General features: G+C 72.7%; 29 protein-coding genes. 15 read left to right on the plus strand and 14 right to left on the minus strand.

Annotation, left to right across the window (positions count from 1 at the left end; translation table 11 throughout):
* Positions 1-6: 6 nt before the first annotated feature.
* From K1T35_RS13360 to K1T35_RS13380, 5 genes are all read right to left on the minus strand, one after another.
* Positions 7-894, minus strand: a complete 888-nt coding sequence (locus K1T35_RS13360; protein WP_220260488.1) for a carbohydrate ABC transporter permease — start codon at positions 892-894, stop codon at positions 7-9.
* Entirely contained in the window at positions 884-1816 is a 933-nt protein-coding gene (locus K1T35_RS13365; RefSeq protein ID WP_220260489.1) for a carbohydrate ABC transporter permease, read from the minus strand. The genes K1T35_RS13360 and K1T35_RS13365 overlap by 11 nt, the downstream gene beginning before the upstream one ends.
* 7 nt (positions 1817-1823) lie before the next feature.
* Entirely contained in the window at positions 1824-3080 is a 1257-nt protein-coding gene (locus K1T35_RS13370) for a sugar ABC transporter substrate-binding protein (protein WP_220260490.1), read from the minus strand.
* Positions 3081-3177: 97 nt separating this feature from the next.
* Positions 3178-3447 carry a hypothetical protein gene (locus tag K1T35_RS13375; RefSeq protein ID WP_220260491.1) on the minus strand — a complete coding sequence of 90 codons (270 nt, stop codon included), beginning with the start codon at positions 3445-3447 and terminating at the stop codon, positions 3178-3180.
* Positions 3444-4304: a phytanoyl-CoA dioxygenase family protein gene (locus K1T35_RS13380; protein WP_220260492.1), complete on the minus strand. Its 861-nt coding sequence runs from the start codon at positions 4302-4304 to the stop codon at positions 3444-3446. Before K1T35_RS13380 ends, K1T35_RS13375 begins: the two co-directional genes overlap by 4 nt.
* Before the next feature lie 99 nt (positions 4305-4403).
* Between K1T35_RS13380 and K1T35_RS13385 the strand changes: the two genes are divergently transcribed.
* Entirely contained in the window at positions 4404-5177 is a 774-nt protein-coding gene (locus K1T35_RS13385; protein WP_220260493.1) for an AraC family transcriptional regulator, read from the plus strand.
* Between the two features lie 6 nt (positions 5178-5183).
* On the opposite strand, the gene K1T35_RS13390 is transcribed toward K1T35_RS13385, so the two are convergent.
* Together K1T35_RS13390 and K1T35_RS13395 are read right to left on the minus strand one after the other, a co-directional pair.
* Entirely contained in the window at positions 5184-5873 is a 690-nt protein-coding gene (locus K1T35_RS13390) for a hypothetical protein (RefSeq protein WP_220260494.1), read from the minus strand.
* A gap of 58 nt (positions 5874-5931) precedes the next feature.
* Positions 5932-6852: an LD-carboxypeptidase gene (locus K1T35_RS13395; protein ID WP_255621847.1), complete on the minus strand. Its 921-nt coding sequence runs from the start codon at positions 6850-6852 to the stop codon at positions 5932-5934.
* Between the two features lie 214 nt (positions 6853-7066).
* Between K1T35_RS13395 and K1T35_RS13400 the strand changes: the two genes are divergently transcribed.
* The 7 genes from K1T35_RS13400 to K1T35_RS13430 all read left to right on the plus strand — a co-directional run bounded on the left by K1T35_RS13400 (position 7067) and on the right by K1T35_RS13430 (position 13128).
* Complete coding sequence (locus K1T35_RS13400) at positions 7067-8605, plus strand: sensor histidine kinase (RefSeq protein WP_220260496.1); 1539 nt, start codon at positions 7067-7069, stop codon at positions 8603-8605.
* The gene (locus K1T35_RS13405) at positions 8596-9243 is read left to right on the plus strand and encodes a response regulator transcription factor (RefSeq protein WP_220260497.1); all 648 of its coding nucleotides are present in this window, start codon (positions 8596-8598) and stop codon (positions 9241-9243) included. Before K1T35_RS13400 ends, K1T35_RS13405 begins: the two co-directional genes overlap by 10 nt.
* 96 nt (positions 9244-9339) lie before the next feature.
* Entirely contained in the window at positions 9340-10689 is a 1350-nt protein-coding gene (locus K1T35_RS13410) for a hypothetical protein (RefSeq protein ID WP_220260498.1), read from the plus strand.
* Positions 10686-11096 (plus strand): hypothetical protein, encoded by a 411-nt coding sequence (locus K1T35_RS13415; RefSeq protein ID WP_220260499.1) that lies wholly within the window; start codon positions 10686-10688, stop codon positions 11094-11096. Before K1T35_RS13410 ends, K1T35_RS13415 begins: the two co-directional genes overlap by 4 nt.
* Positions 11093-12136: a hypothetical protein gene (locus K1T35_RS13420; RefSeq protein ID WP_220260500.1), complete on the plus strand. Its 1044-nt coding sequence runs from the start codon at positions 11093-11095 to the stop codon at positions 12134-12136. Before K1T35_RS13415 ends, K1T35_RS13420 begins: the two co-directional genes overlap by 4 nt.
* Positions 12137-12694 carry a hypothetical protein gene (locus K1T35_RS13425; RefSeq protein WP_220260501.1) on the plus strand — a complete coding sequence of 186 codons (558 nt, stop codon included), beginning with the start codon at positions 12137-12139 and terminating at the stop codon, positions 12692-12694.
* Between the two features lie 185 nt (positions 12695-12879).
* A complete protein-coding gene (locus tag K1T35_RS13430) occupies positions 12880-13128 on the plus strand; it encodes a hypothetical protein (RefSeq protein ID WP_220260502.1) in 249 nt (82 codons plus the stop codon).
* Positions 13129-13140: 12 nt separating this feature from the next.
* Here K1T35_RS13430 and K1T35_RS13435 read toward each other — a convergent pair whose 3' ends face one another.
* Together K1T35_RS13435 and K1T35_RS13440 are read right to left on the minus strand one after the other, a co-directional pair.
* Positions 13141-13689, minus strand: a complete 549-nt coding sequence (locus K1T35_RS13435; protein ID WP_220260503.1) for an NADPH-dependent FMN reductase — start codon at positions 13687-13689, stop codon at positions 13141-13143.
* A gap of 3 nt (positions 13690-13692) precedes the next feature.
* The gene (locus K1T35_RS13440) at positions 13693-14241 is read right to left on the minus strand and encodes a YceI family protein (RefSeq protein ID WP_220260504.1); all 549 of its coding nucleotides are present in this window, start codon (positions 14239-14241) and stop codon (positions 13693-13695) included.
* A gap of 114 nt (positions 14242-14355) precedes the next feature.
* Between K1T35_RS13440 and K1T35_RS13445 the strand changes: the two genes are divergently transcribed.
* The 3 genes from K1T35_RS13445 to K1T35_RS13455 all read left to right on the plus strand — a co-directional run bounded on the left by K1T35_RS13445 (position 14356) and on the right by K1T35_RS13455 (position 16126).
* Positions 14356-15000 carry a TetR/AcrR family transcriptional regulator gene (locus tag K1T35_RS13445; protein ID WP_220260505.1) on the plus strand — a complete coding sequence of 215 codons (645 nt, stop codon included), beginning with the start codon at positions 14356-14358 and terminating at the stop codon, positions 14998-15000.
* 105 nt (positions 15001-15105) lie between these two features.
* Positions 15106-15705, plus strand: coding sequence for a hypothetical protein (locus K1T35_RS13450; RefSeq protein ID WP_220260506.1), 600 nt, complete (start codon positions 15106-15108; stop codon positions 15703-15705).
* A gap of 22 nt (positions 15706-15727) precedes the next feature.
* Entirely contained in the window at positions 15728-16126 is a 399-nt protein-coding gene (locus tag K1T35_RS13455; RefSeq protein WP_255621848.1) for a RidA family protein, read from the plus strand.
* Here K1T35_RS13455 and K1T35_RS13460 read toward each other — a convergent pair.
* Positions 16087-16701 carry a TetR/AcrR family transcriptional regulator gene (locus K1T35_RS13460; RefSeq protein ID WP_220260508.1) on the minus strand — a complete coding sequence of 205 codons (615 nt, stop codon included), beginning with the start codon at positions 16699-16701 and terminating at the stop codon, positions 16087-16089. The two genes, K1T35_RS13455 and K1T35_RS13460, sit on opposite strands and share 40 nt — an antisense overlap.
* A gap of 75 nt (positions 16702-16776) precedes the next feature.
* On the opposite strand from K1T35_RS13460, the gene K1T35_RS13465 reads away from it, so the two are divergent.
* Positions 16777-18561, plus strand: a complete 1785-nt coding sequence (locus K1T35_RS13465; RefSeq protein ID WP_220260509.1) for an ABC transporter ATP-binding protein — start codon at positions 16777-16779, stop codon at positions 18559-18561.
* Between the two features lie 4 nt (positions 18562-18565).
* Here the strand turns inward: K1T35_RS13465 and K1T35_RS13470 are convergent, their stop codons facing one another.
* The gene (locus K1T35_RS13470; protein WP_255621851.1) at positions 18566-19240 is read right to left on the minus strand and encodes a DUF6766 family protein; all 675 of its coding nucleotides are present in this window, start codon (positions 19238-19240) and stop codon (positions 18566-18568) included.
* Between the two features lie 94 nt (positions 19241-19334).
* Positions 19335-19709: a hypothetical protein gene (locus tag K1T35_RS13475; RefSeq protein WP_220260511.1), complete on the minus strand. Its 375-nt coding sequence runs from the start codon at positions 19707-19709 to the stop codon at positions 19335-19337.
* Between the two features lie 159 nt (positions 19710-19868).
* Between K1T35_RS13475 and K1T35_RS13480 the strand changes: the two genes are divergently transcribed.
* From K1T35_RS13480 to K1T35_RS13490, 3 genes are all read left to right on the plus strand, one after another.
* Positions 19869-21164, plus strand: coding sequence for a phosphodiester glycosidase family protein (locus tag K1T35_RS13480; RefSeq protein WP_220260512.1), 1296 nt, complete (start codon positions 19869-19871; stop codon positions 21162-21164).
* Positions 21161-21595 (plus strand): hypothetical protein, encoded by a 435-nt coding sequence (locus tag K1T35_RS13485; RefSeq protein WP_220260513.1) that lies wholly within the window; start codon positions 21161-21163, stop codon positions 21593-21595. Before K1T35_RS13480 ends, K1T35_RS13485 begins: the two co-directional genes overlap by 4 nt.
* A 125-nt stretch (positions 21596-21720) precedes the next feature.
* Positions 21721-22950: a hypothetical protein gene (locus K1T35_RS13490; protein WP_220260514.1), complete on the plus strand. Its 1230-nt coding sequence runs from the start codon at positions 21721-21723 to the stop codon at positions 22948-22950.
* A gap of 1024 nt (positions 22951-23974) precedes the next feature.
* On the opposite strand, the gene K1T35_RS13495 is transcribed toward K1T35_RS13490, so the two are convergent.
* Complete coding sequence (locus tag K1T35_RS13495; protein WP_220260515.1) at positions 23975-24913, minus strand: aldo/keto reductase; 939 nt, start codon at positions 24911-24913, stop codon at positions 23975-23977.
* 34 nt (positions 24914-24947) lie between these two features.
* Positions 24948-25904: a LysR family transcriptional regulator gene (locus K1T35_RS13500; protein ID WP_370645368.1), complete on the minus strand. Its 957-nt coding sequence runs from the start codon at positions 25902-25904 to the stop codon at positions 24948-24950.
* Positions 25905-25934: the final 30 nt, after the last annotated feature.

A 25934-nucleotide genomic window follows, 5' to 3' on the forward strand; every position in this document is an offset into this window, starting at 1 on the left:
GGGAGGTCACCGGCCACCGAGGCCGGACAGGGCGATGCCGCGGACGAGGTGGCGCTGCAGCAGCACGACCATGACGACGGTCGGCAGCATCGAGATCGCCGCCGCGGCCATGAGCAGGTGCCACTGGTTGCCGTTCTGGGAAAGGAACAGGTTGAGCCCGAGCGGCACCGTCGACATGTCGCGGCTGTTCACGACGATCAGCGGCCACAGGAAGCTGTTCCAGTAGTTGATGAACGTGAACGCGGCGAGCACCGCGATGGCCGGCCGGGCGATCGGCACCACCACCTGCAGCAGGATGCGGGTCCGGCTCGCGCCGTCGATCGTGGCAGCCTCCTCCAGCTCCCGCGGGATATTGAGGAAGAACTGGCGCAGCAGGAACGTGCCGAACGCGGTGAACGCCCACGGCAGGATCAGCGCCGCGTAGCTGTCCACCCAGCGGAACTGCTGCATGAGGATGAACATCGGGACCACCGTGACCTCCTGCGGCACCATCAGCGTGCCCAGGTACAGCAGGAAGATCCGGTCCCGGAACCGGAAGCGCAGCCGCGCGAACGCGTACGCCGACAGCACCGACGTCACGCACACCACGACCGTGCCCGCCAAGGCGACGAACAGTCCGTTGAACATGAATCGGCCGAACGGCAGGTAGCTCCACGCCTCGGCGAAGTTGGACCAGCGGATCTCCGACCCGATGAGCCCGCTACCCGCGCCGAACACCTCGGCGGGCGGCTTGAGCGCCGTCGCGATCATCCACATGAACGGCATGAGGAACAGCAGGAGCACGGCCGTGAGCAGCACCTGCGACACCACGGTGCGCGTGCTCGCGTGCCTGCGCGACGGACGCCCGGGAGCCCGGTCCGTCGTCGTGGGGCGGGGGAGGGTCTCAGTCGTCATAGTGCACCCACCGCTTCTGGCCGAGGAACTGCAGCGCGGTGACCAGCATGATGATCATGAAGAGGAACCAGCCGATCGTCGACGCCGTGCCGAGGTCGAACTGCACGAAGCCCTGGCGGTAGAGGTGGAGCACCATCGTCTCGGTGGCGACGCCCGGCCCACCCGAAGTGAGGGCGTATGGCTGGACGAACACCTGGAACGAGGTGATCAACGTCATGATCATCGCGAAGAACATCGACGGCGAGAGCATCGGCAGCGTGACGCTCCAGAACCGGCGCAGCGGCCCGGCCCCGTCGATCGAGGCCGCCTCGTGCAGGCTCTGCGGGATGGCGTCGAGTCCGGCGGAGAAGACCAGCATGTTGTAGCCGAACCCCTGCCAGACCGACATGAGGATCACCGCGGCCATCGCCCAGCGGTTGTCACCGAGGAAGTTGGGCGCCGGCATGCCGAGCACGGTCTGGAACGCCTGGTCGATCGCGCCGCCCGGCTGGTACAGCAGCCGCCACACCAGCGCGTTCGCGATCATGGGCGTGACCGTCGGGATGAAGAACAGCAGGCGGTAGATCCCGCGCCCGCGGATGCGGGGCGAGATCCACAGCGCCAGCCCGAGCGACACGACGATGTTGAGCGGCACGTAGATCACCACGAACACCAGCGTGTTGAGCATGATGCGCTGGAAGATCGGGTCGCTCAGCAGCTCGACGAAGTTGTCCACCCCGACGAACCGCCGCCGCCCGAGCACCGGCCACGCGAAGAAGCTGATGGCGAGCGACCCGACGAGCGGGATGAGCGTGAACAGCAGGAACCCGCTCGTGCTCGGTGCGAGGAATCCCAGTGCCGCGCGTCCGTCGCCGCGGTGGACCCCGCCACCCGGTGCGGCGACGGGTCCGGTGGCCGGTGGCGCGGGAACGGTCAGCGTCACGACGCCGTCACCCCGCCTGCTGCTGCACCGTGTTCAGGAAGTCCGGCACGCTCTGCTGGCCGTTCACCGCCTCCACGCCGTACTGCATGAACAGCTGGTTGACCTGGGTGTAGTTCTCGGTGGCGGGCGCCGGCACGCCATTCGCGATCGCGGCCTGCAGGCCGTCCTTGGCGCCGGCGAGCTCCGGGCTGAACCACGACTCCTGCTGAGCGGTGCGCGACGGGAAGGCCCGGCCCTGCTCGGCGAGGTACTGCAGCGCCTCGGGGCCGGTGAGCACGGCGATGGCCTGCAGCGCCTTGTCCGGGTCCGGACAGGTCTGCGAGATCCCGAACCCGGACCCGGCCACCTGGCTGTGCGAGCCGGAGTCGCCTGCCGGGATCGGCGCCACGCCGACCTCGAACTGCGCCTGGTCCATGACGTTGACGAGCTGCCACGGCCCGTCGACGACCATCGCGGCGTCGCCCGCGATGAACGAGTTCAGGGCGGGCGTGGCGTCGTTGGTGGCCACGACCGGGGGTGCGACCTTGAGCTGGGTGACGAGGTCGGCGTACCACTGGACAGCCTTGACGAAGCCCTCCTGCGTCAGGTCCAGCTCGCCTTGAGCGTTGAGCGGCCCCGTGCCCTGCAGCGAGAGCGACCACGGGGTCACGCTGTCGATCGTGGGGTAGACGGCGAAGCCGTGCTTCCCGCCGCTGGTCAGGGTCTGGGCCGCGGCGAGGAAGTCCTGCACAGTCCAGCTGGTGGTCGGAATCGGCACGCCGGCCTCGCGGAAGCGATCGGCGTTGTAGAACATGAGCAGCGGCCCGAAGTCGTACGGCACGGCGAGCTGCTGGCCGTCGACCTGCAGCGCCTTCCAGATGGACGGATCGAAGTCGGCGCCGTCGATCCCGGCCCCGGCCAGCATGTCGTCGAGTGGCACGAGCAGCTGGCTGATGCTCGGCGCCCGGTACGACTGCACACCGAGGATGCAGCCGGCGTCACCGCCGCTCGCCTGCGCGGCGAGCTTCGTCCAGTAGTCGTTGAAGCTGCTGGTCTGGAAGTCGAGGGCGAGGTCGGGGTGCTTTGCCGTGACCATCTGGGAGAGGTGGTTCCACGCGTCCACCTCGGCGGTGGAGCCGCTCCACATGTTCCAGACCATCGTGGTCTTGCCGTCGCTGGTGGTGCTGCCACCGCCGCCACCGGAGCCGCAGGCCGCCACGCCCAGAGCGAGGGTGGCGGCGGCGGCCACCGCGAGCGCGCGCTTCCGAATCGTCTTGACCGTCATGGTGCTCCTCGGCATTGAGTGAGACATCCGATGTTCGTGCCACTCTGGCGCGCAATACACGGCCAGTCAAGGGACCATGCCGACGAAAGGTCAGATGTCAACCGAGTTTCTCGAAGAAGAACTCGTGCTTGAGGAACGAGACGTCGTATTCGTGCCCCGGCTGCGGCGGGAGGAGCTGCGAGGCCTGGAAGAGGCGCCAGCCGTCCTTGAGCGCGTCGAGCCCGGTTTCGTACGGGGGAAGGTCGCTGTCGCCGGTGGTCGGGGCGGTGTCCCCCGTGCCGTCGTAGCTCGACCAGCCCACGACCTTCGCGTCGAGGGCGGACGAGGCGAGGTAGAGCACCAGCACCTTCTGCCGTGCCGTCGTCATGCCATCTCCTGGACCGGGGCGGGGGCGTGGGGGTTGAGGCTGCGTCCCGCGACCACTCGCGTCGGCCGGTTCGTCACGCGGGTCACCCAGTAGTCGGGGTCGTAGCTGTCGTCGCCGATGAGTGCGCGCCACAGCAGCACCCGGTTGTAGATCTCCAGCCGCCCAGTTGCGTGCTCGTACCAGGGAAAGCGCGTGGAGAGCTCCGAGGCGACGGCCGGGTCGTACAGGTCGTCGGTGTTCCACAGCCGCAGCTGCCGGACCGTCGGGTTGAAGCGGATCTTGAACATGTAGCGGTCGACGTCGCTGTCGTTGCGCCGCCCGCCGTGCCAGATCCCGTGGTGCAGGAACACCACCGTTCCCGCGGGGCAGACGAGGCGGGTCTGGCCGAGGAGGTTCTGGTAGCGGCCGGTGTCGGACTCGTTTGTGCGCCGCAGGTGGCTGCCCGGCACCGACAGGGTGCCGCCCATCTCCAGGGTGACCTCCTGCGGGTAGTACATGAGCTGCACGTCGAACGCGTCCGGCCGGACGTCGATGATCGCGTCGCCGTGCAGGTTCTGGGCCGTGCCCTCGTGGGCCTTCCGGATGTGCACGGCGTGGTGGTCGACGGCCGGGTCAGGGCCCACGAAGCTGTGGATCGCCCCGGCGACCTCGGGCAGCCGCACGAGCCGCTGTGCGAACGAGCCCTCGGCGAACGTCTCCGAGAGCGGGGTGCCATACGGCACCGCCGGGATGCCTGCGCGGAGGACGTCAATCGCCTCGGCGTTCATGTCATGCGGCACGACGCCGTCGATGCGGTGCGAGCCGTACGCGACGAACCGGGCCATCTGCACGGACGTCAGCAGGTGTTTGCGGTGCACGTTCCTCCTCGGAGCCGAGTGGTTCTCGCGCACCGAGGCTAGGGCGGGAGCACGGCGCAGCGCGTGGGTCTGACTCGCCACTGGTGGTAATTTCTCACCATGGAGGTGGAGCGCGTCCCCCTGCGCCTCGCTCGGCCGCCGGTCGTGGCCAACGCCGGCGTCGGGGTGCACGGCGTGCGCAGCCTGCACGACGTCTTCCGGCTGCCCGACCTCTGGCAGGTGCACCTCTACGGCTACTCGGCCGACGTCACGATCGGGGGTCGCACCTATGAGGTGGCGCCCGGCTGGGTGAGCTTCGTGCCGGCGGGCGTGGAGGTGCGGTTTGACTACACCGGCCGCTCCGAACACCTCTTCGCCCACTTCCGGCCGGAGGAGTGCGGCGAGCCGTCGACGGTGCCGGTCGCGCGGGACGCGGGCCCGGCCGCGGCCGGGCTCTCGGAGCTCCTGCGCGCGGCGATCTCCGCCTCGCCGGGCGGGTCGGCGCGCACCGCCGCCGAGGTGTGGACGGCGCTGTGGCGCATCGCGCAGCTCCCGGAGCCCGCCACGGGCCGGACGCATCACACCGCCGTCGCCACGGCCATCGCATACGTCGAGGCCAATCTGGCGCGCCCGCTCGCCGTTCCGGACATCGCCCGCGCGGCCGGGGTGTCGCACAACCACCTCACGCGGCTCTTCCGCGCGGAGACCGGCCTTCCCGTGGTCGGCTGGATCCGGCAGCGACGGATGGCCAGGGCCCGCCACCTGCTCACGGCCACGACGATGTCGATCCCGGCCGTCGCCGCCTCGGTGGGGATCAACGACCTGCAGGCGTTCAACAAGGCCTGCCGGCGGGAGCTGGGGGGCTCCCCGCGCGCGGTGCGGGCGGGTGCCTGACGGCCTTCAGAGCGAGAAGACCTGCAGCCATTCGCCGCTTCTGGGTACGTATCCGTGACGCACACCGAGATGCTTCACGAGCGGCGCGACGTGCGCAGCGCCGTACACCACCGCGACGTTGATGTCCTCTTCGCACCGTTCGGTGTGGATCCGCGTCACGGCGTCGCAGAGGAGGACGTCGCGCTGGTCGGTGATGATCTCGACGAGCTCGAGCCCGCTCGGCTCCTCGATCGCGAGCGTGTCGCTGTCGAGCTGGAGGTGGCTCGCCACCATCTCGCGCGAGGCGAACACGTCGAGGTACAGCCGGAAGGCCGGCGTCATCGTGTACCACATCGCGCGTTCCGGCAGGCCGATCGCGCGCCAGCGCCGCTCGAGCTCGGGACCGGTCATGTCCGGCGTCACGACGGGGATGCCGACGTCGTAGAGGTCTTGTGGTTGCAGCTGCAGCCCCAGCCGGCTCCGGAGCTTTCTCGAGGTGTAGACCTGGGTCATGAACGTGGTCGTCGGGCTCGGGCCGATGATCCCCTCCGCCACGATCAAGTCGTGCCTGGCCAGCCGGGACGACACCTCCCGGTAGAACGACGCCTCCCCGAGATGGATCATCGGGTAGATCGTGAAGCGGCAGGGTGTGCCCTTCCTGCGCAGCTCGAGCACGACCGACCGAACACCGATGTCATTGACGTTGATGATGTCCATGGCGCCCCCCTGCTCCGAGTGAAGCCCGTGCAGGTACCGGCGCGATCTCGGAAGGGCGTCAGTTGGGGAGGGCGAGGCGAGGGACGGGGGCGTCGGCGTCCATTTCGGCCTCGGCGCCGAGGGGCACCGTCAGCTGCCCGCGGCAGTGCCCGAAGCCCAGCTCCTCCACCAGAGGGACCCCGAGCCCGCCGAGCCGATCGAGCACCACGTCGCGCACCTCTTCTGGCGGGCCGCACTCCTTCCACGACCCGAGCGCGATGCCCGCGACGCGGTCGAACCAGCCTGCACGCAGGAGCTGGGTGAGGAGGCGGTCGATCCGGTAGGGCGACTCGGTGACGTCCTCCAACAGCGCGATCGCGCCGTCCGGTGGAGGCGGGAGACCCGGCGCGCCGAGCGCGGAGGCCAGCAGGCTCAGCGTGCCGCCGACCGTCACGCCCGCCGCCCACCCTCCGACCAGGGCCATGGCCCGCGGTCCGCCCCGCAGCTCCGTCGGCGGGTCGAACAGCGCGCGACGCAGTCCTTCCCGCGCGTCCGGGTCGGCAGTGACGGCCGGGGTGGCGACCATCGGCCCGAACAGCGTGACCAGCCCGCACCGGGCGCCGAGCACGGCATGCAGCGCCGTGTTGTCGCTCGATCCCACGAAGTGCTTCGGGCCCGCGGCGGCCATCGCATCCCAGTCGAGCAGGTCGAGGACGCGCAGTGCGCCGTAGCCGCCGCGGGCGCACAGCACAGCGTCGATGTCCGGGTCGCACCACGCTCGCTGCAGCTGCTGGGCGCGCACGTCGTCGTCGGCGGCCAGGTACGGGAGCCGTCCCTCCTGCGCCGCGTCGAACGTCAGCTCCACGTCGAGGCCCCATGACTCGAGCACGGCGACGCCCCTGGCGAGCAGGCGCGGGGATACGGGCCCTGCCGGGGCCACCACCGCCACCCGGTCCCCTGCCCGCAGCGGCCGCACGGCCCGGCGTGTCGACGTCCCCACGCTGCGCCCTCCCGGCTCGGCGCCCGTCAGCACCTTGCCGACGAACGGCGCTGTTGTGCCACTGACGGCTGCGCGCTTGCTTCGCGGCGCGCACACCGTCAGACATGCATGGCGTCGGAACCTATCCGACGAGCGCGCCGTTCGTCGGAAAGGAAAGGGCCTCGGGGCGGCTACGCTGCGGGCGGGATCGGCCGAGAAGGAGATTTCCGTCAGCATGCATATCGCTGCCATGGCCGTGCTCTCCGCGAGTTTCCTCGCGATGGGTGCGGTGGCGTGGCACAAGCACCCGCGCAGCCGCGTCGGTCCGCTCGCGGCGGCCGTCGGGGTGCTCGTGCTGCTGGCGCAACTGCCTCTACCTCCCCTGCCGCACCGCCTGTGCGCGGCCGGGTGGGCCGCCGTGCTGATCCACCTGGTGGCGTCGCTCCCGACGGGACGGCTGGCCTCGCCCGCCATGCGGGGCGTCGTCGGGCTCGCCTATCTGAACAACCTCTTCATGCTCTCGCCCCTCCTGGTCGGCGGGCTGCCGGACGAGCTGGCCAAGGACGTCGGCTCCTCCATCGCGGTGCTCGTCGGGGCCGCGGTGACTGTCATGCAGTGGCTGCGGTGGCGGCGCACCAGCGTGCCGGGCCGCCGGTCCCTGACCCCGGTGCTCGCCGCGGTGGCCGTCGTCGTGGTGCTGCTGCTCGCCGGCAGCCCGCTGTGGACGCCCGAGGAGTCGCTGCTCGACATGGGCCTGCTCAAGGTCGGGCTGGTGGCCGTCCCGCTGGCCTACCTCGCCACCGAGCTGCGCACTCGGATCGAGCGTGGCGGTGTGGCCGACCTGGTGGTCCAGCTGGGCAGCGCGCCGGCGCCCGCGGGCCTGCGGGCGGCGCTCGCCAAGGCGCTGCACGACCCGACGCTCACCGTGGGCTATTGGGTGGCCGAGTCCCGCCAGTACGTCGACGCGGACGGGCACGCCGTGAGCCCGCCGCCCGGTCGCGTGGCGACCCGGGTGGACCGGGCGGGCGAGCCGGTCGCGCTCCTGATGCACGACCCCGCGTTGCTCGAGCAGCCCACGCTGATCGAGGCCGCGTGCACCGCCGCCGCACTCGCCCTCCAGAACGAGCGCCTCACGGCCGACCTGCGGGCGCGCGTGATCCAGCTCGCGGAGTCGCGGCGACACGTGGTGCAGGCGGCGGAGGCGGAGCGGCGGCGCCTGGAACGCGACCTGCACGACGGCGTGCAGCAGCGGCTGCTCTCCATCCCGATGGCGCTGAGCGTCGCCGAGTCGTCACTCCCTCCGGACGCCGGACGGGCCCGCGCCCTCATCGCCGAGGCGAAGGACATGTCGCTCGCGGTGCTGGACGAGCTGCGCGCGCTGTCGCAGGGCATCCACCCGACGATCCTCACCGAGCGCGGCCTCGACGGGGCCGTCCGGGAGCTGACGCTGGTGGCGCCGGTGCCCGTGGCGCTGACGGTGGACGTGCCTGCCCGGCTCTCGGCCGAGATCGAAACCACCGCCTACTACGTGGTGGCCGAGGCGCTCGCCAACGTCACCAAGCACGCCGACGCGAGCCGGGCCGACGTCCGGATCGAGCAGGCGGGCGGCCGGCTGGTCGTCGAGATCTCCGACGACGGGCGCGGCGGGGCCGATCCGGACGGGTCCGGGCTGCGCGGCCTCGCGACGCGGGCGGGGGACAACGGCGGGATCCTGCGCGTGACCAGCCCCGTCGGCGGCGGTACAACGGTCCGGGCGGAGCTGCCGTGCGCGTAGTGCTCGCCGAGGACAACGTCCTGCTGCGCGAGGGCCTGGCGCGCCTGCTCGCCGAGGCGGGCCTCGACGTGCTCTCGGGTGTCGAGGACGCCACGGCGCTGCTCGCCGATGTCGGCCGTCACCGGCCGGACGTTGCGATCGTGGACATCCGGCTGCCACCCACCCGCACCGACGAGGGGCTGCGGGCGGCCAGGGAGATCCGTAGGCGCTATCCGGGAACCGGGGTGCTCGTGCTGTCGCAGTACGTGCGCGTGAGCTACACCGTCGAGCTGCTCGACGGCGGCGCGACCGGCGTCGGTTATCTGCTCAAGGACCGGGTCACGAACATCGCCGAGTTCACCGAGGCGGTGCGGCGCGTCGGCACGGGTGGCTCCGCCTTCGACCCCATCGTGATTAACCAGCTCGTGCAGCGCAGGGCAGGCGTCGACGACCCGTTGCACGCGCTGAGCGATCGCGAGCGGGCGGTGCTCGCGCTGATGGCCGAGGGGCGGACCAACCAGGCCATCGCCGACCGCCTCGACATCGCCGAGCGGACGGTCGAGAAGCACTGCACGAGCATCTTCACCAAGCTCGGCCTGACGGCGAGCCCTGACGACCACCGCCGCGTGCTGGCGGTACTGCGTTACCTGAACGCTTAGGTACGGGTAGCCGCACCCGACGGGCGCGGCTGACCGTCCCCGGCCTGGGGGTCGGCTCGCTGTCGCCGATCCCGAACCGGCCGCAGGCTGTCTCCCGTGAGATGGATCGGCGGCCTGCTCGTGGTGGCGGCCGGGATGCTGGCGAGCGCCACCCCGGCGTTCGCGCACGGCGGGGTGGTCGGCGTCGACCTGCGGATCGCGGCGTCGCTGGGCAACCGGGAGCTGACGGTGATCGTCCGCCGGGTCGAGGCGGTGCCGGGGCCCCTGCGCGTCGACGTCGTCAACCACGCCGGCAGCCCTGGCGGGACGCTCCGGGTCGGTGCAGCGCCCGACAACGGAGTCCCGGGCCCGGCCGCCGAGCTGCGGTTGACCGACGGCGGCGGTTCGGCGGGGATCGACCTGCGCGTCGACCGCGTGGGCGCGTGGGAGCTCGTGGTCGACGACGGCAGGGAGGTGGCCCGGTTCCCGTTCGTGGTGCCCGACGACGCGCCGCCTGCGGCGGAGTGGGCCAGCACCGTCGGCTTCACCGCCGCCGGTGGCCTCCTGCTCGCGGCGCTGGCCGCGGCGGCCGTCGGGCGATGGTCGTGGCCGCCGCTCGTGCTCGGCGGTGGGGCGGCGGCAGCCGTGGTGGTGGCGACGACGGCCGCGCTGCTCTCGTCGAGCCTGCCGGCGCCGCAGGAGATCGATCCCATGACCGGGCGCCGGCAGAGCACCGGCACGACCGAGCCGGGCAGGCCGCACGTCAACCTGCTGGCCGCCGCGACGCTCGTCGCCGGGGAGCGGTCCCCGCTCGACCTCCGGCTTGTCGACGGTGCCACCGGCCGCCCCGTAGACGACCTCGTGGTGCACCACGACGCGCTCGTCCACCTCCTGGTGATCGGGCCCGGCGGGCAGTTCGCGCACCTGCACCCCGTGCGGCTCGCGCCGGGGGAGTTCCGGGTCTGGTTCCGGCCGGCGTCGGGCGGCGAGCACCGCGTCCACACGGAGCTGGAGCGCAGGGGAGGGGGCGTGCAGCTGCTGGACGCCACGGTCACGGCGGCCGGCCCGCCGGTGGCCGAGCCGGTCCCCGGCGGGCCGGGCGACCACCTCGCCGGAGGCATGACCGCGCGGGTCGCGGCGGCGGGTCTCGTCGCGGGTGAGCCGTCGGTGCTCACCGCCGAGTTCAGCGACGGTGCGCCGGTTCGCGACCTCCAGCCGTGGCTGGGCATGGCGGGGCACCTGATCACCGCCGGTCCGGACGGCACGGTGGGGCACGTCCACGCCATGCCGGATGCGTCGGCCGCGGTTGCGGACGAGACCGTCGCCACCGGCGGGCCGCGCGTCGAGTTCGTCTACACCTTCCCCACGCCCGGCCGGCACCGCATGTGGTTCCAGGTCGAGCGCGACTACGAGGTGGTCACGGTGCCCGTCGAGGTCGACGTGGCGGCGCCGGAGGACGGGTCGTGACCGTCCGCGGCCGGTGGGCGCTCGCGATCTCGGCGCTGGCGGCCGTCGCCGCGCTCGCGCTGCTGTTCTGGCCCCGCCCGCTCGAGCCGGCGGACGTGGCAGGGCAGGCCGGGGCGCACCAGGTCCGCATGGTGATCGAGTCGCCGAGCGTCGGCGCGCGGGACGTCACGGTCGACGTGACCGGCGACGTCGGGCGGCTGGTGATCGCCCCGACGATGGCCGAGATGGGCCACGCGAGCCCGCCGGTGACCGCGACACCCGGCGCGCCACCCGGCCGCTTCACGGCCTCCGGCGTCGAGTTCTTCATGACGGGCCGCTGGGACGTGACCGTCACCGTGCACGGCCCCGACGGCACCGAGGACGTCGTCCTGCCCGTGCTCATCGCTCCGAGAGGAAGAGAATCATGATCGACAGACCGTGGGTCCCCGCGTGGATCCTGCTGCTCGGCTCCGCGTCGACACTTGTCGGACTGGCCTGGGATCTGCAGTGGCACAGCGACGTCGGGCCGGACACCTTCTACACGCTGCCGCACCTGTTCATCTACGCGGGCGCGGCCGTGTCCGGGCTGGTGAGCCTCGCCGTCGTGCTCGCCGCCACCGGCGCGACGCGCTCCGGCCGCGCGGTGGACACCGCCGTCGGCGGTCGCCGGGTGGCGGTGCTCGGCGTGTTCCAGGCGCCGGTCGGCTATCTCGTGTCCGGGGTCGGGTCGGCGCTCTTCCTGCTCTACGGGCTGTGGGACGAGTGGTGGCACGGCCTGTACGGGTTCGACGCCGTGATCGCCTCGCCCCCGCACGTCGGCCTGCTGACCTCGGTGATGCTCGCGATGCTCGGTTCCGTGATGACGTGCGCCGCTGCTGCCGGGCAGCGCTGGGCGGGCCCCGCCGTGGTCGCGAGCGTGGCGATCCTGCTGGGCTTCTCGATGGTCGTGCTGGTCGCGATCCCGGACACGAGCGTCCTCGACGAGCGCACGGTGACGGTGTCGCTGCTGTCGATGGCGGCGCTGGCCTGCGTTGCCTCGTTCACCGGAGGCCTGCGTGCCGTGCTCGCCGCGGCGGTGGCGCTGCTCGTCGCGCAGGTGGTTCTCGCGCTCTTCAGCCCGTGGGCCACCCGCCTGTACGCGGCGTCGGAGGGCTTGCCGCTGCGGGACTACACCAACGAGCTGCCGCGCATGTCGCTGCTCATGCCCGCCACGCTCCTGCTCGGGGTCGCGGGTCTGGCGCTCGCCGGTCGCTCTCGATCGTCGGTGCTCGGCGGCGCACTCGGCGGTGCGGCGCTCGCCGCCACCTTCCCGTGGCAGGCGCTCCTTCTCGGTGCCGCGGGCGAGTCGCCTTCCGCTGCCACGATCGTCGCCGGGGCGGTGCTCGGAGCGGTGGGCGGTCTCGTGGGCGAGCGGCTGGGCGGAGCGCTCCGGCTGCTCGTGCCCGCTCGCATGCCGGAGGTGGTCTGAGTGCGGCGCCTCGCGGTCGGCCTCGTCGCCCTCGGTCTGCTGCTCGGGCTCGCCGCCCCGGCACAGGCCGCCACCACCCAGGACTACGCGCCTGTGGCGATCGTCCACCAGGAACACCTCGCCATCGGTCCCTACGAGCTGACGATCGGGTTCAGCGAGTGGCCGGTGCGCGCGCAGCAGTCGCTGGACTTCACCTTCGAACCCACCGGAGGCATCGACCGGTTCACCGGAACGCTCGTCGTCGTCTCGCCCGCGGGGGAGGAGGCGAACCTGCGCCGCCCGCCCGGCGTCGACGGGTTGGCACGTCATCCGCGGCAACCCGACGTGTGGGGTCTCGACGTGTTCGCACTTGACGAGCCCGGCGACTGGACCTTCACGTTCGGACTGGACGGCCCGCAGGGCCCCGCGACCGCCGCGATGACGGTCCCGGTGCTGGAGCAGCCCGGTCCGCCGCTCGGGCTGAGCTGGCTGATCAGCACCCTGCCGCTGTTCGTGATCGTCGGACTGCTCGCGGCCGCGGTCGTCAGGGGCGGGAGGCAACCGGTTCGGACGCGGTAGCGGGCCCCCTGAAAGGTCCGACTCCCTGAGACGGGTGACGGCTGTGCCGCCGACCGAGTGAATCCCCCCATCACGGCGATGCTGTTCGTAATGGGATCCCCTGATCGGGCGATGGCAGATCAGGGGGACGGATCACCGAGTGGGGCTCGAGCCCGTCCCGGCAGGCTCGGGGGAAGGACGACGACATGACCGCAGCCGGTCCACCAGGATCCGGGATGGCCGGACTCCTGCGGCCGCACACCCTGGCGTGGGGGGCGCTGTGGTTCGCGGTCGTCGTGCTCTTCACGGCTGGGGTCGGTGTCATCCAGGCGGCCGGGGCCGCGGGCCAGATGCCGCCGCTCACCTCCGGCGTGGAGGCCGTTGTCCGCCCGGTCGACCCGCCCAGCTCCGCCCCGGAGCCGCCGAGGGTGATCGACGTCGATCGGTCCCGCTGACCCGTCACCCGGTCACGAGACCGCTCCCGCGGGGCTGCCGGCACGCTGCAGCAACCGGTTCACGACGCGCGCCAGCGCGGCGGCATGGTCCGGGTCGGCGAGTGAGCCGTCCGCGGTGAACGCGCTGTCCGCCATCCCGATCGGCAGCTCGTCGTCGAGGACGTCCGCACCCGCGGTGTGCAGCACCTTGCGCAGCTCGGCCTGCGCCCACACCGCCCCGAACAGCCCCGTCGACGCTCCGACGACCGCGGTGGGGCGGCCGCGCAGCGCGTTGTCAGGGAACGGGCGCGACGCCCAGTCCAGCGCGTTCTTGAGCTGGCCCGGCACCGAGCCGTTGTACTCCGGCGTCGCGAACAGCAGGCCGTCCGCGTCCGCGAGCGCCGCACGCATCCGCTGTACGGCGGAGGGTGCGCTCTCGTCCTCGATGTAGGGCGGGATCTCCGCCAGGCCATCGAACACGCGCAGCGTGACCGACGACGGCAGGCACGCGGCGGCCGCGTCGAGCAGCTTGCGATTGTGGGAGCCGCGCCGCAGGCTCCCGGACACGCCGAGGAGCAGCACCGCTCAGGCCTCCTCGACCAGCTCGAGGTGCGCCGTCAGCCGCACCTCGTTGCCGAGGGCGTCGCCACCGGCCGGGAGCGGCGCCTGCCAGTCGATGCCCCAGTCCCTGCGGTCGACGGTGGCGGTGAGCTCGAGGGCGCCCCTGCGCTGACCGCCGAGGCCCTCGATGGGCGCGTGGTAGGTGCCGGTCGCGATGACCGATCGGGTGACGCCGCGGATCGTGAGGTCGGCCCGGAGGGCGGCGGTGCCGTCGGCGTGCAGCGCGACGTGGTCGGCGACGACCGTGATCTCGGGGTGGTTGCCCGCGTCGAAGAAGTCGGCGCCGTTGACGACGTGCTCCCGGAACTCGCGCGGGCTTCGGATCGAGACCGACTCGACCGGCGCCGACCCCTCGAGCCGCACCTGCGCGTCGCCGGCCACGAGGCGGGCCGAGAGCTCCTCGAACCGGGCCCGGAAGAGCGAGACCCCCATGTGCCGGACGGCGAACTCGACCGTCGAGTGCACCGGGTCGACGACGTAGGTCCCGACGAACGGGCGCGTGCTGACCGTCATGATCATCCTCCGTAACTGGAATGTTCTCCGATTCGGCTGTGACACTAAGCGGAGAACTCTCCGATTGCAAGGTGGGTCCGGTAGTGTGACGAGCGGAGCGGGAGGGGTGCGGCGATGGCGACCACGGCGGCGAGACGCGTGCTGCTGCCGGTCGTCGGCCAGGAGCCCCCTGAGCGCGCCGACGCGGCGCGCAACCGGCGTGCGCTACTCGCCGCTGCGCACGGGATCATGGTCGAGAGCGGCATCGACGGGCTGACCATGGACCGGGTGGCGGCCGCGGCCGGAGTCGGGGTGGGCACGGTCTACCGGCGGTTCGGCGATCTCGGCGGCCTCGCCTTCGCGCTGCTCGACGACGAGGAGCGGGAGTTCCAGAGCGCCTACCTGTCCGGTCCGCCACCGCTGGGGCCCGGGGCCCCGGCCGCCGAGCGGATCCGGGCCTTCCTGCACGCGACGGTGGACCGGATGGAGACCGCGGGGGAGTTGCACTCCCTCGCCGAGTCCCGGTCGCGGATCGCGCGTTACACCAGCGGTGCCTACCGCACCTCCCGCACGCACCTGCTCACGCTGCTGCGCGAGGTGCAGCAGCACGACCCGGCCTACTGCGCCGACGCGCTGCTCGCCGTCGCCGGCACCAACCTGATCCTCCACCAGCGCCGCGAGCTCGGGTTCTCGCAGGCTCGTATCAAGGCCGGGCTGGACTGCGTGCTCTCCGCGCTGCTGAGCCGGGGTGCCTGCCCCGGAGCGGGGCTGCCCGGCTGATCGGCGGGTGCGGAGGAGGTGTGGATCCCGCACCGTCCGGGCACTCCTGCGCCGAGGCCGGCACCAACCTGCGCCGGCTGTTGCGCTACAGCTGAGGTTCGCGCGATGTCGTCCAGCGTCCACGTCGATGTACGCGGGGACGCCGAGCCGAGCCCGCTCGCTCGGCAGTTCGCGCTGCTCGCCCCCCGGCTGATCGTGGCATCCACGGCGTCGGAGGTGCTCACGCTACTGGCGGAGGCCGCGCTGCGGCTGTTCCCCGCGGCCGACTCCGTCAGCGTGACGGCGCGGGTCGGGGGCGGCGCCCTGCACACGCAGGTCAGCATCGGCCCGGCCGCCGCGGAGCTCGATCGGATCCAGTACGACGCGGGGGAGGGTCCCTGCGTCGACGCCTCGCGCATGATCGGTCCGGGCATGGCCGCCAGCTTCGACCTCGCCACCACGCGGGCATGGCCGGTCTTCGGGGCGGCGGCCGTGGCGAAGGGGTACGTCGCGGTGGTGTCCGCCGCGCTCGCCCCCGATCCGGGGGTGCCCGCGCTCGGTGCGCTGAATGTCTATGCCCGGCGCGGGCCCGCGCTCGCCGCCACCGACCACGATGTCGCGCTGCTGCTCGCCACGCACGGCGCGCTCGCGCTGGCGCACGCCCAGGCCCTCTCCTACGCCGAGGTCCAGCACGGCCGCCTGGTCAGGGCGGAACATCCCCGTTGACGTGCCTGGGATCGTCATCGGCGTGATCGAAAAGCGCGAGGGCGACAACCTGCACCCGACCTCCGGATACCACCACGTGACCATCGCCAGTCCGGGCCGGCTCGCCTTCCTCGCCGGTCAGATGCCGATGGACGGGACGGGAACGCGGGTCGTGGGCGTCGGCGATCTCGATCGCCAGGTCGACGTCACCGTCGAGCACACCCTCAAAGCGCTCGCGACCGCCGGTGCGCGTCCTGAGGACGTCGTGCGGTCGGTCGTCTACGTGGTGGGCGGCCAGGAGGCGGCCGCCCGTGCGTGGCACCGCTTCGCGGAGTCGTCGATCGGCGCGGCGTTCACCAGCGCAAGCACCCTGCTCGGGGTGGCCGCGCTCGGTTTCCCGGATCAGCTGGTGGAACTGGAGCTGACCGCGGCTCTTCCCTGATCAGGCGCAACGGCCTTGCGCATCGTGCGCAGGCAGAGGGCGAGGGCGTCGTGCTCGGGCACGTCGTTGTCGCGGGCGTGCATCCACGCGGCGTAGAGCAACGACCACAGCACGTCCTGGACCCACTGCGGGGTGAGATCGGGATCGATCGTGCCCTCGGCGTGCCCGCGTTCCACGAGCCGCAGCAAAGCCCGATCGGGCTCGCTTTCCGCGTTCCAGGCCGGGTCGGTGAACAGGTGCGGCTCGTTCAAGGTGAGCAGGAGCCCGTCGCCGAGAGCGAAGTAGGCCTGGCACAGTCGCTCCAGCGCGGCCACGGCCGATCCCGACTCCGGGCGGGCGCGCTCGGTGGCGGCGGCGACCTGTTCGAGGAGGTCGTTGCTGATGCCGGTGAGCAGGTCGGCCCGCTCCGGGAAGTAGCGGTGCATCGTCGTGCGCCCGACGCCGGCCGCGGCGGCCACCTCGGAGAGCGACGCGCTCGTGTGCTGGGACAGCACCCGCACGGCCGCGTCGAGGATGGCGCGCCGCGTCCGGGCGCGCGTGTTGCTCTCCGGAGCGGCGCCCGGCTCGTCGACCACGGCCGGAAGAGTAGCAATGGCCCCAGAACGGAACCAGCTTGACGAAAACGGAACAGTGATGCTCCACTGCTGAGCATGAGCACTCCGGTCCCCGCCTCCGGGTTGAGCATCCTCCGGTCGTTCGCCCGGCCGCACCTGGGCACGCTCGCGCTGGGGCTGGTGCTGGCGCTAGCCGGGTCGGCGATGAGCCTGGCCACGCCGCTCGTCACCAAATGGGTGCTGGATTCCCTCGGCGCGTCCGGGTCGCTCGCCGGTCCGATCGGCGCCCTGCTCGCGCTGCTCGTCTTCGGCGCAATGATCTGGATCGGGCAGTGGACCCTGCTCGGCACGCTGGGCGAGCGGGTCGTGCTGGAGGCGAGGGAGTCGATGGTGCGCCGGTTCCTGCGCGCCACGGTTCCGGCGCTCACCCGCAGGCCGGCCGGCGAGCTGATCACGCGGGTCACCTCCGACACGGTGCTGCTGCGCGAGGCGGTCTCGTCCAGCGTGATCGGGCTCGTCAACGGGGTCGTGATGCTCGTAGGCACGCTCGTGCTGATGGCGGTGCTCGACCTGGTGCTGCTGGCCACGACGGTGGCCGCGGTGCTCGTCGTCATCGTGCTGTTCGCGGCGCTGATGCCGGGGATCGCGAAGGCGCAGGAACGGGTGCAGGAGCACGTTGGGCGGCTCGGCGGCGTGCTGGAGACGGCGCTGCGGGCGATCCGCACGGTGAAGGCGAGCCGCGCCGAGGAGCGGCTGGCCACTGGCATCCTCGGCCATGCAGGGGAGGCGATGCGCCACAGCGTCCGCGGGGTGCGCCGCGAGGCGGTGGCCTGGACGATCGCGTGGTCGGGGATCCAGCTGGCGATCATCGTGATCCTCGGCGTCGGCGCATGGCGGGTGGGGCTCGGGCTGCTCGAGGTCTCCACCCTGATCGCGTTCCTGCTCTACGCGTTCGGGTTGATGGAGCCGATCACGGAGCTCAGCCAGAACCTCACGGCCCTGCAGGCCGGGATCGCCGCGGCCAAGCGGATCCGGCAGGTCGAGGAGCTCGAGCTGGAGACCACCGGGGGAGCGGTGGCGCACGTCGCAGCGCCCGTCAGTGAGGGGCCCGTGCTGGAGCTGCCCGTGCTCGAGTTGCCCGTGCTCGAGTTGCGCAGCGTCACCGCCGCCTACGGGCCCGGCCGGGCATCCGCCGTGCAGGACGTCGACCTGGTGATCCCCGCGCGCGGGCACACCGCGATCGTCGGCCCGTCGGGTGCGGGCAAGACCACGATGTTCGCCCTGCTCCTGCGGTTCCTCGAACCGCAGGCGGGTGAGATCCGGCTGGCCGGGCGCCCGTATCGCGAGCAGACGCCCGACGAGGTGCGCGCCCGCCTCGCCTACGTCGAGCAGGAGACACCGGTGGTGCCCGGCACCATCGGCGGCAACCTGCGCTTCACCCACCCCGACGCCACCGACGACGAGCTGTGGGCGGCACTGGAACGGGTGCGGCTACGGGAGGCGGTGGAGGCCCTCGACGGCGGGCTCGACGCGGCGCTGACCTCGTCATCGCTCTCCGGCGGGCAGCGGCAGCGCATCGCGCTCGCCCGCGCGCTGGTGCGTACCCCGGAGGTGCTGCTGCTGGACGAGGCCACTGCCCAGGTCGACGGGCTCACCGAGGCCGCCGTGCACGACGCGATCCGGGAGCAGGCCCGCCTGGGCGCGGTGGTCACGGTGGCGCACCGGCTGTCCACCGTTGTTGACGCCGACACGATCGTCGTGATGGAGGGCGGCCGCATTCGGGCCCGTGGGACGCACGACGAGCTGCTGGCCTCCGACGACCTGTACCGCGGCCTCGTGGCGGCCCTGCGGATCGACCCGCAGCTCGTGGTTGCCGGGTGACTCCTCAGCCCGTCTCGCCGGTGTCTGCGTGCGCGGCGCCGACCGGCTTCGACTCCGGTGAGCCGCGCTGGCGCAGGTAGACCGCGAGCACGGCCATGGAGCCCACCGCCAGCATCTCCGACTGCCAGTTCTGCAGGGTGCGGTTCCAGAAGTCGGGCTCGCCGAGGTAGGCGAGCCACGTGACCGGGTCCTCCCGGTTGCCGAGCTGCTCGGAGTTGTAGGCCGCCCAGCCGGCCACCGACTGCGCGAGCCAGGACAGCACGAAGATCGTGCCCATCACGATGCCCAATGAGCGGGAGAACAGCGCGCCGCGCCAGTCCTGGCGACGGGCCCACGCCGGGGAGTCGTCCCTGGCGAACGCTCCCGTCTTCTGGTCCTGGTCCGACTCGGGGCCGACCTTCTCGATGTCCTTCGACTCCGCCGAGCCGCGCTGCACGAGCCAGACCGTGAGGAAGATGTAGAGGAAGAACTGCAGGTACTCCGACTGCCAGTTCTCCACGACGTCCACGGCGAACGTCGAGGACGTCACGTACTGCAGGACCGTCACGGGCTCTGCGCCGTACGCGGCCTGCTGGTCGTTGTACTGCGCCTGTCCGGCGAACGCCTGCCCGGCGAGCGTGAGCAGGAACAGGGCGCCGAAGCCCAGGCCGACGCCGTTGTCGCGCAGGATGCGCCGCACGCCGCTCACCGCCCCAGCAGCCCGAGCAACGTGAAGTAGCCCAGCCCGATGCCGATCACGGCCAGGTAGGCGACGAACAGCGCACGCACGGCTCTCACGGCCCCTCCACGCGGCACTCGTAGGGCAGGTCGCCGTTCGGCGCGCAGCCGGCGGCGGCGATCTTCCACCCGCCACCGGTGCGGGTGAGGAACAGCGTGTCGCCGGACAGCCGGACCTGGGCTTGGTCACCCCACACCGAGGTCTGCAGCACCTGTGCGCCCGACGGCACCGACGGGCCGACCACGGCCATGCACGGCCCGTCGCGTTCCACGGCCGCGAGGGTGGCCGGCGCGAGCAGGGCGCAACGGGCGGTGGGATCACCCGAGGTGAAGTCGGCGGCGACCCGCTCCACGTCGGGGCGCTCCGTCGCGGCGCACCCCGCGAGCATCGCGACCGTGGCACCCAGGACGAACGCCCGGATCACGCTCATGATCGGTGCTACCCGTGGGCCCTGGGGGTGAAACGGCACCGCTCACCGGATCGGATGCCTGCGGGACTCCTGAGGGTGAACCATGCCGTGCCGCACTGCCTCCCTCCTGGGCGTTCATGATCCTATCCGGGCCAAGGAGATGGGGGGTGACCTGCGGTGATGGGAGCGGTTCTCGCCGTGGTGCTGGCGTTCAGCACCGGCGTCGGCGATCCGCCGCCCGAGCACGGCGCCGAGCGGGCACTCGCCGAGCTCGGGGCGCGGACCCAGCTCGCCCCCGGCGTCACGCACCGCGGCCTCCGCACCACGGCGGCGGCCGGCCAGGTGCTCGGCGACGTCGTCGAGGTCGACCTCACCGACCCCACCGTGCACGCCGATCTGATCATGCCCGGGGCGATCGCCGCCCGTAGCCCGGTGGCGGACATGGCGAACCGCTCCGGTGCCACCGCGGCGATCAACGGCGACTTCTTCGACATCGGCCGCACCAACGCGCCGTCCGGCCCCGCCGTTGCCGACGGCCGCCCGCTGAAGTCCGCCGTGCCGCCCGGGCGCCGGATGGGGCCGCTCGTACCCGGCGCCGAGATCGACTCCGTGTTCACCGTCGGGACGGACCGGGTGGCCCGCATCGACCGGCTGCGGCTCGAGGCGAGCGTGCACGGCCCGTCCGGGACGCACGAGGTCGTCGCGCTCAACCAGTACGCCGTGCCGGTGAACGGGATCGGCATCTTCACCCCGGCATGGGGCGACGTGGACCGGGCCCCCACGCTGTGCGGCACCGACGGCGACCGCACTGCCCCGTGCGCCGTCGAGCAGGCCGAGGTGCTCGTGCGCGACGGCACCGTCGTGCACGAGGGGCGGCCGGGCCGCGGCCGCATCCCCGACGGCGAGCTGGCACTGACCGGCCGCGAGAAGGGGGCGGCGGTGGTGCGGTCGCTCGAGGTGGGCGACCGGGTCGACGTCGAGTACGAGCTGGTGCCGGAGAGCGGGCACTGGCCCGAACTCGCCGTCGGCGGCAGCCCGATCATGTTCGACGGCACGCCGGTGCGCGGCCTCGACGACCGCGAGCGCGCACCCCGCAGCGCGGTCGGGACCAGCGCCGAAGGGCGCCACATGTGGCTGCTGACCCTCGACGGACGCCAGTCCGACAGCGTCGGGGCCACCCTGCACGAGCTCTCGAAGCTGCTGCGCGAGCTGGGGGTGGACGACGCGGTCAACCTCGACGGCGGCGGCTCGTCGACGCTCGTGCTGCGCGATCCCGGTGCCACCGCGGTGACGATCGTCAACGATCCGTCCGGCCGCTCGCCGCGCCTCGTCCCCAACGGGATCGGGATCTACACCGGATCGAGCGAGCTGGCCTTCAGTCCTGCCGGGTACTGGTCGTTGACGTGGGGTGGAGGTGAACGAGGGTGTCCATGGGAGTGTCCAGCCGTACCGAGTCCAGTAGGGCCGTCGGCATGACGTGGCAGCGTGCCCGGTCGCGTTCGGACGACCGCGCTGCGCGGCTGCTGCAGGCGGCGGAGCAGGACGCCGAGGTCGCCGCCGCCCGTTACCGGGCGCTGAAGGAGGCGGCTGCCGCACCCCCATCCGGCGACGGGGCCCGGCACCCGATGCCCAGCTGGCAGCAGATGCTGCTGCTCGTCGTGGGCGGCGGCCTCCTGTTGGGGCTGCTCGTCATCTGGCTGCTCGCCACGGCCTACCTCGGTCCCGCCGCGCTGCTCGCACTTCCGGCCGGGGCGGGGCTCGTGGCCGGCTTCGTCGCGCTGCGGCGACGCAGGCCGCCGCCGGTGGCAGCGCGGCGTCGCCCGCTCGTTGCGGACCTGGTGCGCGCGGCACAGGAGATGCACGACGCCGAGGCGGTGCTGCAACGGCTGCGGCAGGAGTGTCCCTGACCGGTGGTACCAGACACACCCTAGGGCCGCTGGACACGATGCGTTAGATTCACCGCGCACGAATACCCCGTTCGGGCCCTGGCCCTCACCCGGTCAGGTGTCTTTGCTCCCCAGGAGTGCGCAGGGTGGACACGCACGGTAACAACTCGGCGACGCCGGGCGCGGCTCGCCCTCAGCGTTCGCGGCGGGGCGGAGTCAGCGTCGAGTCGCTGCTGAGCCGCGAGTCGGGTAGCACCACCACCCGCCCCGCGGGCGCCCACCGGCGCGGGGCCGCTCTCGGCATCGCGCCGGCCCCGCTGCTCGCGGCCACCGCCGTGGCGGGTGCCGCCGCGGCCAGCGTGTCCTCGGTCGTCGTGCTCTCCACCGGGAACGCGCCGATCGACCTCGTGCACGGCGAGGTGCAGGCGGCGGGGAACGTCACCGACGACCGCTACCCGAGCCTCTTCGCCGCCGGGGCCACCGACACCGGGGCCAGCGTCGATCACGACGTCACGGACGGCAGCCGCATCGCCGCGCTCGCGCAGCTCGCCGCCAGTGCCCCGACCGTGCTCGCCTCCGCCGTGTTCCCACAGCTGTTCCAGGGAGCTCCGCAGGAGCCACTCGCAGCGGCGCCCATTGCGGCCGCGCCCGTCACTCCGCCCGCGTCCGCCGTCACCGACCCGACGGTCGTGCCGACGACCCCGCCCGCGGGCGACGACCACTCGTCCTCGTCCGGCCGGTCCGGCGACTCCGGTGACGACTCCGGCGGTCACAATTCCGGCGGTCACAACTCCGGCGGTGACGACTCCGGCCGGGGCGACTCCGGTAACGACCACTCCGACCACGGTTCGCGCCCGTCCGACCCGCCGAGCTCGCGCCCGGACCCGAGCCCATCGCCGGACCCCGACCCCACGCCGTCTCCAGGCCCCGCACCGTCTCCGGACCCGACGCCGTCCCCCGATCCCGAACCGGACCCCAGCGGCCCGCCCACGGATGACCCGGGCGACGACGACCCGAACCCGCCCGGCGATGGTGGCTCGGGCGGCGGTGGCTCGGGCGGCGGTGGTTCGGACGACGGCGGGTCCGACAGTGGCGGTGGTTCCGGCGGCTCCGGCGGCGGTGGTTCCGGCGACGGCGGCGGTTCCGGCGGCGGTGGCTCCAACGACGGTGGCTCCGGCGGTGGTTCCGGCGAGGGCGGTTCCGATGGGGGCGGCTCGGATTCCGGAGGCTCTGACAGCGGTTCCGGCGGCGGTTCCGGCGGCGGTGGTTCGGACGACGGTGGCTCTGGCGGAGGCGGATCTTCCGACGGTGGCGGCTCGGACGGTGGCGGCTCGGACGGTGGCGGTTCCGGCGGGGGAGACTCGTCCGGAGGCTAGCGCTCCAGCCGGACTTCGTGATCATTCCTATGGCCGCGGGGCTATGGCCCCCGCGCGGCACGGCGGAAGCCGTTGGCGCATCCCGTGTCGGCCGGCGCAGCCCGTCGTAGGTCAGACACCCCGTCGACCGGGCGCGCCGGCCGAGAACGAGCGCGCCGGCGACACGGGGTGGGCCTGTGCGCCCGGGTGCCGGACGCTTTCGTGGGCGCGCCGTTCCCGGCCCCGGGTAGCCCCCGGGCCTCACCCACCAGCCGAGGGCTGCCGGCGTAGCGATCCGGTTCACCTCGACCCCGTCGCCTTCCGGGGGTGGCTGGGTTGGGTGCACTACCGGATCATGTGGTTGCTCGGGCGGCCGTCCCCGACGCGGGGGCACGCCCGTCCGGGACGAGACCGCCGCGGTTTGGGTGCTACGCATCTGGCTGTGGTCCCGTCGGCGCCCTCTGGCCACGCCTGGAATCTGGGGTGTAATCGGGGCCTGGGCTGCACCCCTGCGGCTGGTGTTCTGACCGGGGAGACACCTCTGCAGCGGGTGTCCGGTCCTGCTGATCATGGACCTGCGCGTGGGGCCCTGTCCCTGGGGTGGTCTGGCCGTGATCATCCAAGCGCGGGGCTGGGTGTGGAGGGTCGGGACCACAGCCGGTCGCGTGGCACCCGGCAGGACGGTCTCCTCGGGAACGGGCGTGCCCCCGCGTCGGGGACGGCCGCCCACGCAACCCCAGGGGACGGTAGTGCACCCAACCCAGCCACTTCCGCAAGGCGAAGGGGTCGAGGCGAACCGGCGGACACACCCGCGAAGCCCGGATCACGGGGCGGGTGCCGGGCGGCCCGGGCCGGGAACAGCGCGCCCACCGGCAGGCAACCCGACCAGGCCGACTCGATGGATCGACACGATCGCACCCCGGCCGCCAGGCGCCCGATCGGCGGCGGGCAAGATCCGAACTATCGGTTGTCTATGGCTGCTCGCACGACCATGAGCACCCGTAACTTCGGATCATGGACGCGAAGATCGCGAGTATCGGTTGAGTCAGTGCAGCCAGCGGTCGCTGCTCGGGAGCAGCGCCTCCAGCTCCGGCCACAGCTCGTCGGGGATCGGGGTGCCGGCCTGCACGACGCATTCGTCGATGCGCTCCGGGCGGGAGAAGCCGACCACCGTCGACGCGATCCGGGGATCGCGCAGCGAGAACTGCAGCGCCGCCGCCGCGAGCGGGACCCCGTGCCGCGCGCAGGCGGCCTCCATGCCGCGCACCGCTTCGAGCACCTCCGGGTGTGCCGTCCGGTAGGCGTATCGGTCCGATCCGGCGCTGCCCTTCACCAGGATCCCGCCGCCGAAGCAGGCCGCGTTCACCACGGCGACTCCCCGCTCCACGGCGGCGTCGATGAGCCCGCCTGCCGAGCGGTCGAGCAGGGTCCAGCGGTTGTGCGTGATGAGCACCTCGAACGCGCCGGTGCGGACGTAGCGCTCCATCAGCGCGGCGGGGCCGCCCGCGACACCGACGTGCTCGGCGAGCCCCTCGTCGCGGATGCGCAGCAACTCCTCCACCGGCCCGCCGGGCGCCGTCGCGTCGTCGAACGAGATCCGTTCGGGGTCGTGCAGGTACAGCAGCGGCACGCGGGACATGCCGAGCCGGTCGAGGCTCTCCTCGAGCGAGCGCCGCACGCGGGCGCCGGAGAAGTCGTCGCCGTCCGGGTCGACCTTCGTGGCCACCACGAAACCGTCGGGCACCCCACCGGCCGCTGCCAGCGCCGCCCCGACCCGCCGCTCGCTCTCGCCGTCGCTGTACCCGTTGGACGTGTCGAGGCAGGTGATCGGCCCGGCGAGCACGCGCGTGACCGTGTCGATCCCGCGCTGCGCAGGCACCTCGTAGCCGAACGCCCCCGGCATGCTCCCCAGCACGCCGGTGCCGGCGCACACGGCCGACACGGTGAGCCCGGTGCTGCCCAGCGGCCGCTGCCATTCGATCATGCGGCGACCGTACCCGGCGGACCCTCGGGACTCCTCAGCTCGCCGGGCGGATCCGCGGGGCGGTCGCCATCGTCGCCGCCGCAGCGAGGGCGTCGAGGCCGGCCGCGATGTGCGGCTGGGCGCGGCAGCCGCGGCGGGTGCAGGTGAGCAGCCGTCGACTCGGGGTGACCGCGCCGGCGAGCGGTACGGCCACCACCGGCAGCTCGGCCGGCACCCGCACGAGCCGCGGCTTGAGGCACACCCCCAGCCCGCAGGCGACGATCGCGGCCACCGCGGGCCAGTCCATCGCCTCGTGCGCCACCTTCGGGGTGAAGCCGGCGGCGGCGCAGGCGGCCGCGGTGATCTCCTGGTGGTCGCAGGTGTCGGGGGCCGGCAGGATCCACGGTTCGTGCGCGGCCTCTTCGAGGGCGACCTGCCCGACGCCCGTCAGCCGGTGGCCGCGCGCCACGAGGAGGTCGAGGGGCTCGTCGAGCAGCGTCTCCTGCTCGAAGCGCGGGTCGTCGAGCGGGGGACCGCCCTGGTTGGGCAGCGTCACCGCGATGTCGATCTCGCCGGTGAGCAGCCTGCCGAACGCCGAGGCGGTCTCCACTTCCATGATCCGGACGCTGAGGCCGGGCTCCTGCTCGCGCAGGTGTGCCACCGCGGGGACGACCAGCGTCCGCAGGCTGCTGGTGAACCCCGCCATCCGCAGGACCGCCGGGGCACGACCGGCGCCCGCCTGCAGGTCACCCCGGGCGGCCTCCCACCGGGCAGCGATCTCGTCCGCGTGGCGGAGCAGCGTGAGCGCGGCCGGGGTGAGCCGGACGCGGCGGCCGTCGGGCTCGAGCAGCGGCACGTCGAGCTCGTGGGCGAGCTGGCGCAGCTGCTGCGAGACGGCCGACGGCGTGAGGTGCAGCGAACCCGCCGCGGCCGTGACCGTGCCCAGCTGGTGGACGACGCGCAGGACGTGCAGGCGGCGCAGGTCGAACATGTAGCTGGATTGTACGGTCACCTGAAAGAACGTGAAATGGACGTGACGGAT

This window comes from Pseudonocardia sp. DSM 110487, assembly GCF_019468565.1.
GTDB lineage: Bacteria > Actinomycetota > Actinomycetes > Mycobacteriales > Pseudonocardiaceae > Pseudonocardia.